The organism is Kitasatospora sp. NPDC001660 (genome assembly GCF_053596725.1).
The window spans coordinates 180645-194133 of record NZ_JBSFGU010000003.1; the positions used below are offsets into that span (position 1 = coordinate 180645).

The window sequence follows — 13489 nt, forward strand, 5'->3', positions numbered from 1 at the left end:
CACACATGGCAACATACTGGTTGCCAAGAATCAGCATCACCGCAGGTGCAAGCCGGTAAATCGTTGCACTGGCTTGAAGGACCTCGAAGGAGAGCGCGATGCCAGGGGCCAGGCTCACCCAGCACGACCGCCAGCAGATCTCGCTGGGGCTGGCCGACGGCCTCGCCTACGCGGAGATCGCCCGCCGGCTCGACCGTCCCACCTCGACGATCACCCGCGAGGTGATGCGCAACGGCGGCCCCACCGCCTACCGGGCCGACCTCGCCCACCGCGCCACCGAACACCGCATCCGCCACCGCAAGCAGGCCGCGCCCCGCGACCCGAGGACGGCCCCGCAGGTCCACGGACGCGACGCCGAGGCGGTGCGCGAGTACGAGGAGCTGTTCACCACCGTCCTCATGCAGTCCGGCATGGCGAAGATGATGTCCCGGGTGCTGGCCTGCTTCTACACCACCGACGCGGGCAGCCTCACCGCGTCCGAACTCGTCGAGCGCCTGCAGGTCAGCCCGGCGTCCGTCTCCAAGTCGATCACGTTCCTCGAAGGCCAGGGCCTCGTCCGCCGGGAACGCGGCGAGGGCCGGCGCGAGCGCTACTTCGTCGACGACGACGTCTGGTACCAGTCGATGATGGCCAGCGCCCGCGCCACCGCCCAGCTCGTCGGAACGGCACGCCAGGGCGTCACCGTCCTCGGCTCCGGCACCCCCGCCGCCGCCCGCCTGGAGAACATCGCCCGATTCCTCGACTTCGTCTCCGAGAGCATCACCCGCGCCGCCGAGCAGGGCCGCGAAGTCCTCCACACCAGGCCCGGGCCGACCCCGGACGGCACCGCCTGAGCCGCGGTCGCACGGCCCGGGTCAGGCCCGGGGTCAGTCCCGGGTCATGTCCACGAAGCGCGAGTAGTGGCCCTGGAAGGCGACGGTGATGGTGGCCGTCGGGCCGTTACGGTGCTTGGCGACGATCAGGTCGGCCTCGCCCGCGCGCGGGGACTCCTTCTCGTAGGCGTCCTCGCGGTGGAGCAGGATGACCATGTCGGCGTCCTGCTCGATCGAGCCGGACTCGCGCAGGTCCGAGACCATCGGGCGCTTGTCGGTGCGCTGTTCGGGGCCACGGTTCAGCTGGGAGAGCGCGATCACCGGCACCTCCAGCTCCTTGGCCAGCAGCTTCAGGTTCCGCGACATGTCCGAGACCTCCTGCTGGCGGTTCTCGGCCCGGCGGGAGCCGCCGGACTGCATCAGCTGGAGGTAGTCGATGACGATCAGCTTGATGTCGTTGCGCTGCTTGAGCCGGCGGCACTTGGCCCGGATCTCCATCATCGACAGGTTCGGCGAGTCGTCGATGAACAGCGGCGCCTCGCTGACGTCCGGCATGCGGCGGGCGACCCTCGTCCAGTCGTCGTCCGTCATGTTCCCGGAGCGCATGTGGTGCAGCGCCACCCGGGCCTCGGCGGAGAGCAGACGCATGGCGATCTCGTTGCGCCCCATTTCGAGCGAGAAGATCACGCTCGGGAGCTTGTGGTGGATCGAGCAGGCGCGCGCGAAGTCCAGCGCCAGGGTGGACTTACCCATGGCGGGACGGGCCGCGATGACGATCATCTGGCCGGGGTGCAGGCCGTTGGTGAGCTGGTCGAAGTCGGCGAAGCCGGTCGGGACGCCGGACATCTGCCCGTTGCGCGAGCCGATCGCCTCGATCTCGTCGAGGGCGCCCTCCATGATGTCGGCGAGCGGTGCGTAGTCCTCGTTGGTGCGCTGCTCGGTGACGGCGTAGATCTCCGCCTGCGCCGCGTTGACGATCTCGTCGACGTCACCCTCGGCCGCGTAGCCCATGCCCGCGATCCGGGTGCCCGCCTCGACCAGGCGGCGCAGGACGGCACGCTCGTGGACGATCTGGGCGTAGTACTCGGCGTTCGCGGCGGTCGGGACGGAGTTGACCAGGGTGTGCAGGTAGGGGGCGCCGCCGACGCGCTGGAGCTCGCCGCGCTTGGTGAGCTCGCCGGCCACGGTGATCGGGTCGGCCGGCTCGCCGCGGGCGTACAGGTCGAGGATCGCGCCGTGGATCATCTCGTGCGCGGGCCGGTAGTAGTCGGCCGGCTTGAGCACCTCGACGACGTCGGCGATCGCGTCCTTGGACAGCAGCATGCCGCCGAGGACGGACTGCTCGGCCGCGAGGTCCTGCGGGGGGACGCGCTCGAAGCCGTCCGAGCCGCCCGGGCCCTCGTCGTCGCGGCGGTCGCGGCGCTCGCCCTTGCCGTTCTGGGAGCCCTTCTGGAACCCGCCGCCCTTCTGGAAGCCGCCCTGGCCGCCACCGCGACCCCGCGAGACCGGGAGCCGGTCGCCGGGCCCGTCCGGGAACGGCGCGTCGTCGAACGCGCCGGCCGGGAAGGGGTCCTCGGCGGTCTGCCAGTCCTCCTCGGGCGGCGGGGCGTCGTGGTCGTCGTACTGGGGGCCGGTCACGCGTGTTCCCCGATCAGCGAGTGGTGCGAGTTGGAGCGGAGCCGCTCCTCTTTGTACGCCACGGGACCGACAAAACGGACGCCGGGGCGGGTGGGAGTTCCTGGCGGAGAGCCCACGCTAAAGGGCCGGACGCCCTACAGCCAACACGGTTATCCACAGGGGGTGTGGACGAGCGGCCCAGGGCTGTGGAGAACTGCCGCAAAGCTGTGGACACCCTTGTGGAAGGCCCTGTGGATAACCGGACTATCAGCCTTCCGTCAACTCGCTGACCTGGAGTTACCTCCTCCAGGGGCTGTGCATGAGAAATTCTTCACACACCACCGGATGGCTGTGGGCACGGAGCCCGTCGAGCACATCACTCAGGAGTTCGAGTAATGACTGGATATCACTAGCAGTCATTACCTGTGGATGAGTAGCCTGGAGCGCATGACCGCCGCCACCACCGAACCCTCCAGACGCCGGCACGACCGCGAGATCCTCACCCTCGCGGTCCCCGCCTTCGGCGCGCTCGTCGCCGAACCGCTCTTCCTGATGGCCGACTCGGCGATCGTCGGCCACCTCGGCACCCCCCAGCTGGCCGGCGTCGGCGTCGCCGCCACCGCGCTCTCCACCGCCACCGGCGTGTTCGTCTTCCTCGCCTACGCCACCACCGCCGCCGTGGCCCGCCGGATCGGCGCCGGGGACCGCCGGGCGGCCGTCCAGCAGGGCGTCGACGGCATCTGGCTCGCCCTGGCCCTGTCCGTCGCCGTGGTCGCGCCGGCCCTCCTGCTGGCCCCCCGGGCCGCGGACCTCCTGGGCGCCTCGCAGACGGCCGCGCCCTACGCCGTCACATACCTGCGGATCAGCGCCCTCGGCATCCCCGCGATGCTCATGGTGATGGCCGCCACCGGCGTGCTGCGCGGCCTCCAGGACACCCGCACGCCCCTCGTCGTCGCCGTCGCGGGCTTCGCCGCCAACATCGGCCTGAACGCGGGCCTGGTGTACGGCGCCGGGCTCGGCGTGGCCGGCTCTGCGTGGGGCACCGTGCTGGCACAGACCGGGATGGCCGCCGTCTACGTGGTCGTGGTGGTCCGCGGCGCCCGCCGGGAGCAGGCCTCGCTGCGGCCGGACGCGGCCGGCATCCGGGCGAGCGCCAAGGCGGGCGGTCCGCTGCTGGTCCGGACGATCAGCCTGCGGGCCGTGCTGGTGATCGCCACCGCGGTGGCCGCCCGGCTCGGCGACACCCAGGTGGCCGCGCACCAGATCGCCATGACGCTGTTCAGCTTCCTGGCCTTCGCGCTGGACGCGCTCGCGATCGCCGGCCAGGCGATCATCGGCCGCCACCTGGGCGCCTCGGACGTCCCGGGGGCGAAGGCCGCCACCCGGCGGATGGTCGAGTGGGGGGTCGGGTCCGGCGTGGTGCTGGGCCTGCTGGTGGTCGTGGCCCGCCCGCTGTACGTCCCGCTGTTCACGCCCGACCCGGCGGCGCAGGCGCAGCTGAGCACCGCACTGCTGCTGCTCGCGCTCACCCAGCCGCTGTCCGGCCTGGTGTTCGTGCTGGACGGGGTGCTGATGGGCGCCGGGGACGGCCCGTACCTCGCCCGGGCGATGCTCGCCACTCTGGCCGTGTTCGCGCCGGCGGCCCTCGCGGTCCCGGCGACCGGCACCGGGCTGGCCGGGCTCTGGTGGGCGATGAACCTGTTCATGCTGGTCCGCGCCGCCTTCATGGTCCGGCGGGCCCGGAGCGGCAGGTGGCTGGTCACCGGGGCGGTCCGGGGCTGAGCCCCGCCCCGGAGGGGCGCCGAAAGACCCGGCAGAGCTCCGGAGGCCCGGAAACGCACCGAGGGCCGGACTCCACGGAGGAGTCCGGCCCTCGGGCCACTGCTATGCGACTCAGGCAGCCACGACGGCGACGTCGAGGTTGGCCACGACGTCCGAGTGCAGCTTGACCGAGACCTTGTGGGTGCCCACGGTCTTGATCGGCGAGGCGATCGCGACGGCGCGCTTGTCCACCGCCGGGCCGCCGGCGGCCTTGATGGCCTCGACGACGTCGGACTGGGTCACCGAGCCGAACAGGCGGCCGGCGTCGCCCGAGCGGACGGCCAGCTTGACCTGGACGCCCTCGAGCTTGCCCTTGACCTCGTTGGCGGCCTCGAGGGTCTGGATCTCGTGGATCTTGCGGGCGCGACGGATGGCGTCGACGTCCTTCTGACCACCCTTGGTCCAGCGGATGGCGTAGCCGCGCGGGACCAGGTAGTTGCGGGCGTAGCCGTCCTTGACCTCGACGACCTCGCCGGCGGAGCCGAGACCCGGCACCTCGTGCGTGAGGATGATCTTCATTACTCGGTCACCCTCTCTTAGCGCGCGGTGCTGGTGTAGGGCAGCAGCGCCATCTCACGGCTGTTCTTCACGGCCGTGGCGACGTCACGCTGGTGCTGGGTGCAGTTGCCGGTGACCCGGCGGGCACGGATCTTGCCGCGGTCGGAGATGAACTTCCGCAGCAGGTTCGTGTCCTTGTAGTCAACGTAGTTGACCTTGTCCTTGCAGAAGACGCAAACCTTCTTCTTCGGCTTGCGAGCAGGCGGCTTCGCCATTGTGTGCTCCATTTGGGGTTCACGGCCCGGCGGGCGTCCGAGGACGCCCACGGCCGGGCCGCACGAAATCTGTCAGCTCTTTAGAACGGGGGCTCTTCCGAGAAGCCGCCACCGGACGGGGCACCCCAGCCACCGCCCTGGTTGCCGCCGGACGGGGCGCTGGACGCCCACGGGTCGTCGGAGGGGCCGGACTGGCCGCCGGAGTTGCCACCCCAGCCACCGCCCTGCTGGCCACCGCCGCCGCCCCAGCCGCCACCCTGGCCGCCGCCCTGCGGGCCGCCGCCGAAGCCGCCACCGGGACCACCGGGGCCACCGGACCGGTTGGCCCGGGTGACCTTGGCAGTCGCCGAGCGCAGGCTGGGGCCGACCTCGTCGACCTCGACCTCGAAGACCGTCCGCTTCTCGCCTTCCTTGGTCTCGTAAGACCGCTGGCGCAGTCGGCCCTGCACGATGACGCGCATGCCGCGCTGGAGCGACTCGGCCACGTTCTCCGCCGGCTGCCGCCACACGTTGCACGTGAGGAAGAGGCTCTCGCCGTCCTTCCACTCGTTCGTCTGGCGGTCGAAGGTGCGGGGGGTGGACGCGATGCGGAACTTCGCGACCGCCGCACCCGACGGGGTGAAGCGCAGCTCGGGGTCGTCGACGAGATTGCCGACGAGGGTGATGACGGTCTCGCCTGCCATGGTGGTGATGACCTCTCGGGAAGATGTCCGTTCACCGCTGTTTCACGTGAAACAGCGGACGCGAGCTACCCGAGACCCGAAGGCCTCAGAGGTGGCTCAGTGGGTGTCCGGGCGCAGGACCTTGGTCCGCAGAACCGACTCGCTCAGGCCCATCTGGCGGTCGAGCTCCTTGACGACCTCAGGCGTGGCCTTGAGGTCGATGACCGAGTAGATGCCCTCGGACTGCTTGTTGATCTCGTAAGCCAGACGGCGACGACCCCAGGTGTCGACCTTCTCCACCTTGCCGCCGCCGTTGCGGACGACAGTGAGGAAGTTCTCGATCAGGGGGGAGACAGCGCGCTCCTCGACCGACGGGTCGAGGATCACCATGACCTCGTAGTGACGCATAGGTAACCCACCTCCTTTGGACTCAACGGCCACGGTCTCTCCGTGGCAGGAGGGTTGTGCAGCGTCGGCACCGGAGCGTGTGACGACACCGGCCCACCGTAGCGGCCGGGTCCGACAGTCGGGCCCCGCTCACCCGATCGGGCAGCCACCCGGAAGAGGGTGCAAGGGGGCACAACTACACCAGTGCAGACGGCACAGCCTACCCGCACCCGTACGGCCGAACAAAACGCATAGGGGTTGTGAGACGCGTCCAACCACCGCAATCTGGACGGAACGGGATTCCTGCCCGTTCGTCTCCACGCCAGGAGGTGGGACACATGGCCCAGCCCGTCAACCGCATGCCCGCCCTCACGCTCAACACCGACGGCCACCCGCACCCGCGGGAGAACACCCTGGTGGCAATCACCGCCCTGCTGGGCGTGGTCGCCTTCACCACGTCGTTCTTCCACAACCTGCACCTGCTGACCTCGTGGACGGGCCTGCTCGGCATCGTCACGGGCCTCTGGGGCATGTTCGTCTCGGTCACCACCGCCGAGCGCTTCGTCCTGATGATCACCCTCGGCGCCTCCGCCATCGGCTTCTACCTCGGCGTCGCCCGGGGCGGTCTCTGGGGCTGACCCCGGCCCCTGCCCCCAGGAACCCTCCGCGCCCCCGTCGCGTGTCTGCAGGAGACAGCTACGCACGGGGGCGCCGTCACGCCCGCGCCCACGGGCGCCGGTGCCACCGGACGATAAGGTCACCCCGAGAACAAGGGGCCACCACCGCCCGACCGACGAGGAGCACCGAGCATGAGCCTGCGCCTGAGGACGATCACCCGCGAGGAGCACCTCGCCTTCATCAGGAGCCGCGCCTCGGCCAGCCACATGCAGGTGCCGTCCTGGGGCGACGTGAAGGCCGAGTGGCGTTCGGAGTCGATCGGCTGGTTCGACGACGCCGACCAGCTCGTCGGCGCCGGCCTGGTGCTCTACCGCCAGCTGCCGAAGGTCAAGCGCTACCTGGCCTACCTGCCCGAGGGCCCGGTCATCGACTGGTTCGACCGCGACCTCGACCGCTGGCTCTCCCCGATGCTCGCCCACCTCAAGTCGCAGGGCGCGTTCTCGGTGAAGATGGGCCCGCCGGTCGTCATCCGCCGCTGGGACGCCCCCACCATCAAGGAGGCCATCGCCGGCAAGCAGGCCAAGCGCCTGCGCGACGTCGAGGCCGACTGGTACGAGGCGCGCGCCTTCGAGGTGGCCGACCGGCTGCGCAAGGCCGGCTGGCTGCAGGGCGAGGACGGCGGCGCCGGCTTCGGCGACGTCCAGCCGCGCTACGTCTTCCAGGTGCCGCTGGCCAACCGCTCGCTGGACGACATCCACAAGAACTTCAACCAGCTCTGGCGCCGCAACATCAAGAAGGCCGAGAAGAGCGGCGTCGAGGTGTACCAGGGCGGCTACGACGAGCTGCCGATCTTCCACCAGCTCTACCTGGTGACCGCCGAGCGCGACAAGTTCACCCCGCGCCCGCTGTCCTACTTCCAGCGCATGTGGAAGGCCCTCACCGCCGAGGACCAGAACCGCATGCGGCTCTACATCGCCTACCACGAGGGCGAGCCGCTGGCCGCGACCACGATGCTCGTGGTCGGCGAGCACGTCTGGTACTCCTACGGCGCCTCGGCCAACCACAAGCGCGAGGTCAAGCCCTCCAACGCGATCCAGTGGCGCATGATGCGCGACGCCTACGCCCTCGGCGGCGGCGTGTACGACCTGCGCGGCATCAGTGACACCCTGGACGAGAACGACCACCTGTTCGGCCTGATCCAGTTCAAGGTCGGCACCGGCGGCCAGGCGGCCGAGTACCTCGGCGAGTGGGACTTCCCGCTCAACAAGCTGCTGCACAAGGCCCTCGACCTCTACATGTCCCGCCGCTGAGGAGGCTGACCCGATGACGCTGTCGCTCTACCTCGACACCGAACGCTGGCGCAACCACCAGCGCTCCGTCCTCGCCGAGTTCCCCGGCCTGGTGCCGGTCGCCAAGGGGAACGGCTACGGCCTGGGCAACCACCGGCTGGCCGAGGAGGCGACGCTGCTCGGCACCGGGGTGCTGGCCGTCGGCACCGCGTACGAGGCGGCCGACGCCGCCGAGTGGTACGGCGGCGAGCTGCTGGTGCTCACCCCGTACCGGGTCGGCGAGGAGGCGCTCCCGCTGCCGCACGCCCGGGTGATCCGGACGGTGGCGAGCGTGGACGCCCTGCGCGCCCTGCACGGCGCCCGGGTGGTCCTGGAGTGCATGACCACCATGCGCCGGCACGGCGTGAGCGCGGCCGACCTGCTGACGGTGGCCGGCGAGCTGGAGAACGTGGCCTTCGAGGGCCTCGCGCTGCACCTGCCGATGGACCGCCCGGACGGCTCCAGCCCGGTCGAGGAGGTCGCGTACTGGGTGGACACCGCCAGGGCGGCCGGGATCCCGGTGCACACCGTGTTCGTCAGCCACCTGGGCGCGGCCGGCATGGACCAGCTGACCCAGCGCTACCCGGACACCGTCTTCCGCGCGCGGATCGGCACCCGGCTCTGGCTGGGCGACCACGGCGCGCTGGAGGTCCGGGCGACGGTCCTGGACGTCACCCCGGTGAAGAAGGGCGACCGCTACGGCTACCGCCAGCACCCGGCGCCCTCCGACGGCCACATCGTCGTGGTCGCCGGCGGCACCGCGCACGGCATCGGCCTGGAGGCGCCCAAGTACGTGGCGAGCATGGGCGCGCGGGCCAAGGGCATCGCCCGGGCCGGCCTGGCGACCGTCAACAAGACCAAGTCGCCGTTCCACTGGGCCGGCAAGCAGCTGTGGTTCGCCGAGCCCCCGCACATGCAGGTCTCCCTGCTGTTCCTGGACGGGGAGACCAAGCCGCCGGCGATCGGCGACGAGCTCGGTCTCCAGGTCCGGCACACCACCACGCACTTCGACCGCGTGGTGGACCGCTGAGGCCTCCCCGCTGAGGCCTCCCGCCTCCGCCGCTACGCCTTCTCGGCCGGCTCCGGCAGTCCCGGCTCGTCCAGCCACTGCTCGGGGCCGGCCGCCGCGTAGGCGGCGTAGCTCTCGTCCTCGCGCAGCCGGCGGGCGGCGCCGAGCACGACCACGTCGGGGGCCCGGTCGAGCACCCCGCCGGACGGGTCGTCACTGCCGTCCCAGCGCACCGGGTCGCGGTCCGGCAGCAGGATGTCGCGGACCACCAGGCCGACCAGGTAGAGCGTGCCGAGCAGGTGCAGCACGATCGCGAAGTGGTACCAGGCCTCGCCGATCCCGTGCTGCTTGGTCCCGGTGACGAAGCCCAGGTGGGACCAGATGCCCAGGGTGTACAGCACCTCGCAGGCCTGCCAGATCAGGAAGTCCCGCCAGCGCGGCCGGGCCAGCACCGCGAGCGGAAGCAGCCAGAGCGAGTACTGCGGCGAGTACACCTTGTTGACCACGACGAACAGGGCGACGACCAGGAAGGCCAGCTGCGCGAAGCGCGGGCGACGGGGCGCCGAGAGGCCCAGCCACGCTGTGGCGGCGCAGCCCAGCACCATGAGCGCCGCGATGCAGGCGTTGAGGTACTCCAGCCCGACCCCGCGGTTCTGCATGATGATCAGCCAGAACGAGCCGTAGTCCTCGGCGCGGTGGTTGCTGAAGACGTAGAAGGTCGACCAGCCCTGCCAGTTGGCGATCATGATCGGCAGGTTGACCACCAGCCAGGCGCCGACCGCGCCGCCCAGCGCCGCGCGGAACTCGCGCCACTTGCCGGCCCGCCAGCACAGCACCAGCAGCGGGCCGATCAGCAGCAGCGGATAGAGCTTGGCGGCGGTGGCCAGGCCGATGAACACGCCGGCCCAGAGCGGCCGGGAGCCCGCCCACCAGGCCATCGCGACGGCGGCCAGCGCGACCGCGAGCAGGTCCCAGTTGACGGTGCCGTTCAGCAGCAGGACGGGCGCGAGCGCGAACAGCATCGCGTCCCACGGGCGGCGCCGGTGGGTGCGCGAGAGCGCCACCGCGGCGACCACCGCGCAGGCCATCAGCAGACCCGCGTTGATCGCCCAGAACCACTGCTCCTGGTCCTGCTGGGTGCCGCCACCGGGCGTCAGCCAGGCCGCGATCTGCATGAACAGACCGGTCAGCACCGGGTACTCGAGGTACTGCAGGTCCCCGGAGGTGCCCGGGATGCGGTCCACGTACGGGTGCAGCCCGGCGGCGAAGCCGCGTCCGGCGAACAGGTGCGGGATGTCGCTGTAGCACGCGTGGATGTACTGCGGCGAGCCCGGCTGGAACCACGCGTGGCTGTAGCACGGCGCCTTCTGCACCATGCCGAGCACCGAGATCACGATGACGGCGAGCGCCAGGACGCGCACCGGGATCCACCACGAGACGCCCAGCAGCGCCCGGCGGCCCGGCGGCCCGCCGAAGACCTCGCTGCCGGCCGCCGCCACCGGGTCCTCGTCGGCCGGGACCACCACGGTGTTGGCCGGCGGCCCGGCCGTGGCGACGGGTGCCGGGGCCGGCCCGACGGCGTCGCTGGGCCCGGTCAGGCCGGCGGATTCGTCAGGTGCGCTCGACGTCATGCCGGACATCCTGCCGCACCCGCCCCGCCGGGACGAGGAGGCCCCCGCGACGGAGCCGTCCCGGCCTCGGCGAATCATGACGAAACGGCGGTGGCGGTCCTCCGGGGAGGACCGCCACCGCCGTTTCACCGGTGTCCGGGTCGGTTCGCCTAACCGCCCTGGACGCCGCCTCCCGGCGGGGCCGACGGCGTGGGCTTGCCCGTCTTGGTCGGCACCGGGCTGCTGTCCGTCGGCGTCGACGAGGGTTGCTGTGTCGGGCACAGCAGGACACAGCTGCTCGTCGGGCCGGGGTGGGTCTTGGGCGGCTGGCTCGGCTGGGGGGCCGGGCAGTCGACGCCCGGGACGCAACCGCCCTGGGTGGGCTGCGGCGGCTGCGGCTGGCCGCCCGACGGGGACGGGTTGCCGCCGGCCGGCGGCTGGGTGACCGGCGCCGACGGGGTGTCGGTCATGGTCGGCGTGGCGGTGGCGGTCGGCGAGACCGGGGCGCCCGAGGAGTCGACCTCGTTGCCGATCGGGGTGGGCGCCGGGAAGTCCAGCTTCTTCTCGTTCGCCAGCGCGGCCTTCATGTACCGGGTGAAGATGTCGGTCGGGATGTCACCACCGTGGATCGACTCCTTGCCGCCGGTGCCCTTGAGCGAGAGCCGCACGTGGTTGCTCGGGTCCTCGCGCCACATCGCGACGCTGGTGACCAGCTGCGGGGTGTAGCCGACCCACCAGGCCGACTTGTTCTCGTCGGTGGTACCGGTCTTGCCGGCCACCGGGCGGCCCAGGTCCTTGGTCTTCGAACCGGTACCGTTCTTCGCCACGTTCACCAGCACGTCGGTGACGTTGTCCGCGACGGGCTGCTCCAGCGCCTGCTTGAGCTCGGGCTTGGTGAAGGCCGGCTTCTGCACGCCGCTCACCTCGACCTTGGTCACCGAGTAGGGCTCGGCCTCCTTGCCGCTGGCGTCCAGCGTCGCGTAGGCGGTGGCCATCCGGATCGGGCTGATGGTCGAGGTGCCGAGCGGGAAGGTGGCGGTCTTCGGGTCGGCCAGGCTCTCCTTCTTGATGCCCATCTGCATGGCGATGTCGGCCACGTTCGGGCCGCCGACGTCCTGGTTGAGCTGGACGAACGGCACGTTGTACGAGTTCTGCATGGCCTGCCGCAGCGAGACGTAGCCGCGCTTGCCGGGGTCCTCGTTCTTCTGCCGGTAGGGCTTGCCGTCGTCGCCGATCACCAGCGAGCCGTCCGGCTTGCGGATCTCGGACATGTCGTCGGCGAGGTAACGGCTGTCGGCGTTGATCCGCTTCGGCTTGCCGTTGTCGTCCTTCGCGGTCTGGACGCCGACCTGCATCGCGGTGGCCAGCACGAAGGGCTTGAAGGTCGAACCGACCTGGACACCGGTGGCCTCGGCGTTGTTGTCGAAGTGGCCGTTCTCCACGCCGTCACCGCCGTAGATGGCGACGATCGCGCCGTCACCGGGGCGGATGCTGGCGGAGCCGAACTGGATGAACTTGTCGTTGTCGGGGCGCTTCTGCGGGTCGAGCGTCTCGCCCTTGACGTCGTCGACGGCCTTCTTCAGGGCGTCGACCTTGTCCTTCTCGAAGGTCGTGTAGATCTTCAGGCCGCCCTTGTCGATCACCTGCTGGGTGATCGAGGGGTCCTTGCTGGTGACGTACCGGTTGGCGGTGTCGACCAGGTAGCTGATCTCGCCGTTCATGTTCGACGAGACCTTGCGCGGGACCGGGTCCGGGAACGTGGTGCACTTGGCACGCTCCTCGGGGGTGGCCGCCTTGATCTTCACCATGTTGTCGAGGATCCACGACCACCGCCCCTGGGCCCGTTCCTTGTTGGCCGGGTTGGTGGGGTCGTAGTACGCCGCGCCCTTGAGCAGGCCCGCCAGCATGGCGCTCTGGCAGAGGCTGAGGTCCTTGGCGTCCACCCCGTAGTACGCCTGCGCGGCGGCCTGGGCGCCGTTCGCGCCGCGGCCGAACCAGCTGGTGTTCAGGTAGCCCGTGAGGATGTCGTCCTTCCCCATCTGCTGGTTGATCTTCAGCGTGATGAAGAACTCCCTCAGCTTGCGGCTGAGGGTCTGCTCCTGGCTCAGGTAGGCGTTCTTCACGTACTGCTGGGTGATCGTCGAGGCGCCCTGGGTCTCGCCCCCCTTCGCCATGTTGTAGACGGCGCGGAGCATGCCCTTGGGGTCGATGCCGTTGTCGTTGCGGAAGTCCTGGTTCTCCGCGGCGATGACGGCGTTCTGCAGGTTGGGGCTGATGTCCTTGAGCTCGACGATCTGGCGGTTCGTCTCACCCTTGCGGACCATCTCCGTGCCGTCGGCCCAGTAGTAGATGGTGTTCTGGTCCTTCACCAGGTCGTTCAGCTTCGGGACCTGGGTGGTCTGGTACAGGTAGAACACCAGGCCCACGAAGCAGCCGAAGACCAGCAGGAAGCCGCTCAGCCACTGCTTCCAGGACGGCAGCCAGCGCCGGATCCCGGTCTTGCCGAACCGCGGGTAGTCGATGAAGCGCTTCTTGCCGGGCCCGGCCGCTGCGGCGGAGGCCGCGGCAGCACCGCCCCGGCCGCCCTTGCCCTTCTTCTGCGCGGCCTTGCGCATCTCCGCACGGCCCATCCGGGGCTGCTGAGCGGTCTCCCGGACACCTGGCGGGCGCCGGCGGCCGACCCCGTCGGAGCGCAGCTCGTCGGGACCCGGCCCTCCCTGACGGCCACCGCCTCCCGGGGGCTGCGGCCCGTCCCCGCCCGGGTTGGGCGTCCTGCGCCGTCGTTCGCTCATCTTGCAGCCACTCCTCGCCAGGCGGTTCCAGCCTGAAGGCAGGGTTCACGTCCGATGCCC

The 13489-nt window shown here is 70.7% G+C and carries 12 protein-coding genes; 5 read left to right on the forward strand and 7 right to left on the reverse strand.

Going from position 1 to position 13489, the window contains the following annotated elements:
* Positions 1 to 98 precede the first annotated feature (98 nt).
* Entirely contained in the window at positions 99 to 833 is a 735-nt protein-coding gene (locus ACWCXH_RS04435; protein WP_449799811.1) for a helix-turn-helix domain-containing protein, read from the forward strand.
* Positions 834 to 866: 33 nt separating this feature from the next.
* Here the strand turns inward: ACWCXH_RS04435 and dnaB are convergent, their stop codons facing one another.
* Positions 867 to 2450 (reverse strand): replicative DNA helicase, encoded by a 1584-nt coding sequence (gene dnaB, locus ACWCXH_RS04440; protein ID WP_449799812.1) that lies wholly within the window; start codon positions 2448 to 2450, stop codon positions 867 to 869.
* A 426-nt stretch (positions 2451 to 2876) separates the two neighbouring features.
* On the opposite strand from dnaB, the gene ACWCXH_RS04445 reads away from it, so the two are divergent.
* A complete protein-coding gene (locus ACWCXH_RS04445) occupies positions 2877 to 4211 on the forward strand; it encodes an MATE family efflux transporter (RefSeq protein WP_449799813.1) in 1335 nt (444 codons plus the stop codon).
* A 111-nt stretch (positions 4212 to 4322) separates the two neighbouring features.
* Here ACWCXH_RS04445 and rplI read toward each other — a convergent pair whose 3' ends face one another.
* From rplI to rpsF, 4 genes are all read right to left on the reverse strand, one after another.
* Positions 4323 to 4769, reverse strand: a complete 447-nt coding sequence (gene rplI / locus ACWCXH_RS04450) for a 50S ribosomal protein L9 (RefSeq protein ID WP_270145722.1) — start codon at positions 4767 to 4769, stop codon at positions 4323 to 4325.
* A gap of 17 nt (positions 4770 to 4786) precedes the next feature.
* Positions 4787 to 5023 (reverse strand): 30S ribosomal protein S18, encoded by a 237-nt coding sequence (gene rpsR / locus ACWCXH_RS04455; RefSeq protein ID WP_030304537.1) that lies wholly within the window; start codon positions 5021 to 5023, stop codon positions 4787 to 4789.
* Positions 5024 to 5103: 80 nt separating this feature from the next.
* Positions 5104 to 5706, reverse strand: coding sequence for a single-stranded DNA-binding protein (locus ACWCXH_RS04460; RefSeq protein WP_449799814.1), 603 nt, complete (start codon positions 5704 to 5706; stop codon positions 5104 to 5106).
* Positions 5707 to 5802: 96 nt separating this feature from the next.
* A complete protein-coding gene (rpsF, locus tag ACWCXH_RS04465; protein ID WP_030233085.1) occupies positions 5803 to 6093 on the reverse strand; it encodes a 30S ribosomal protein S6 in 291 nt (96 codons plus the stop codon).
* Between the two features lie 317 nt (positions 6094 to 6410).
* Between rpsF and ACWCXH_RS04470 the strand changes: the two genes are divergently transcribed.
* The 3 genes from ACWCXH_RS04470 to ACWCXH_RS04480 all read left to right on the forward strand — a co-directional run bounded on the left by ACWCXH_RS04470 (position 6411) and on the right by ACWCXH_RS04480 (position 9048).
* Positions 6411 to 6710: a hypothetical protein gene (locus ACWCXH_RS04470; RefSeq protein ID WP_449799815.1), complete on the forward strand. Its 300-nt coding sequence runs from the start codon at positions 6411 to 6413 to the stop codon at positions 6708 to 6710.
* A 171-nt stretch (positions 6711 to 6881) separates the two neighbouring features.
* Complete coding sequence (locus ACWCXH_RS04475) at positions 6882 to 8000, forward strand: lipid II:glycine glycyltransferase FemX (RefSeq protein WP_449799816.1); 1119 nt, start codon at positions 6882 to 6884, stop codon at positions 7998 to 8000.
* Between the two features lie 13 nt (positions 8001 to 8013).
* Positions 8014 to 9048 (forward strand): alanine racemase, encoded by a 1035-nt coding sequence (locus tag ACWCXH_RS04480; RefSeq protein WP_449799817.1) that lies wholly within the window; start codon positions 8014 to 8016, stop codon positions 9046 to 9048.
* 32 nt (positions 9049 to 9080) lie between these two features.
* Here the strand turns inward: ACWCXH_RS04480 and ACWCXH_RS04485 are convergent, their stop codons facing one another.
* Together ACWCXH_RS04485 and ACWCXH_RS04490 are read right to left on the reverse strand one after the other, a co-directional pair.
* The gene (locus tag ACWCXH_RS04485; RefSeq protein ID WP_449799818.1) at positions 9081 to 10658 is read right to left on the reverse strand and encodes a glycosyltransferase family 87 protein; all 1578 of its coding nucleotides are present in this window, start codon (positions 10656 to 10658) and stop codon (positions 9081 to 9083) included.
* A 149-nt stretch (positions 10659 to 10807) separates the two neighbouring features.
* A complete protein-coding gene (locus ACWCXH_RS04490; protein ID WP_449799819.1) occupies positions 10808 to 13429 on the reverse strand; it encodes a transglycosylase domain-containing protein in 2622 nt (873 codons plus the stop codon).
* Between the last annotated feature and the right edge of the window lie 60 nt (positions 13430 to 13489).

What these genes read in the sequence shown, in the direction of transcription:
- ACWCXH_RS04435 (WP_449799811.1), top strand. Translation starts at nt 99, where the DNA reads ATGCCAGGGGCCAGGCTCACCCAGCACGACCGCCAGCAGATCTCGCTG.
- ACWCXH_RS04445 (WP_449799813.1), top strand. Translation starts at nt 2,877, where the DNA reads ATGACCGCCGCCACCACCGAACCCTCCAGACGCCGGCACGACCGCGAG.
- rplI (WP_270145722.1), bottom strand. Translation starts at nt 4,769, where the DNA reads ATGAAGATCATCCTCACGCACGAGGTGCCGGGTCTCGGCTCCGCCGGC.
- rpsR (WP_030304537.1), bottom strand. Translation starts at nt 5,023, where the DNA reads ATGGCGAAGCCGCCTGCTCGCAAGCCGAAGAAGAAGGTTTGCGTCTTC.
- ACWCXH_RS04460 (WP_449799814.1), bottom strand. Translation starts at nt 5,706, where the DNA reads ATGGCAGGCGAGACCGTCATCACCCTCGTCGGCAATCTCGTCGACGAC.
- rpsF (WP_030233085.1), bottom strand. Translation starts at nt 6,093, where the DNA reads ATGCGTCACTACGAGGTCATGGTGATCCTCGACCCGTCGGTCGAGGAG.
- ACWCXH_RS04470 (WP_449799815.1), top strand. Translation starts at nt 6,411, where the DNA reads ATGGCCCAGCCCGTCAACCGCATGCCCGCCCTCACGCTCAACACCGAC.
- ACWCXH_RS04475 (WP_449799816.1), top strand. Translation starts at nt 6,882, where the DNA reads ATGAGCCTGCGCCTGAGGACGATCACCCGCGAGGAGCACCTCGCCTTC.
- ACWCXH_RS04480 (WP_449799817.1), top strand. Translation starts at nt 8,014, where the DNA reads ATGACGCTGTCGCTCTACCTCGACACCGAACGCTGGCGCAACCACCAG.
- ACWCXH_RS04485 (WP_449799818.1), bottom strand. Translation starts at nt 10,658, where the DNA reads ATGACGTCGAGCGCACCTGACGAATCCGCCGGCCTGACCGGGCCCAGC.
- ACWCXH_RS04490 (WP_449799819.1), bottom strand. Translation starts at nt 13,429, where the DNA reads ATGAGCGAACGACGGCGCAGGACGCCCAACCCGGGCGGGGACGGGCCG.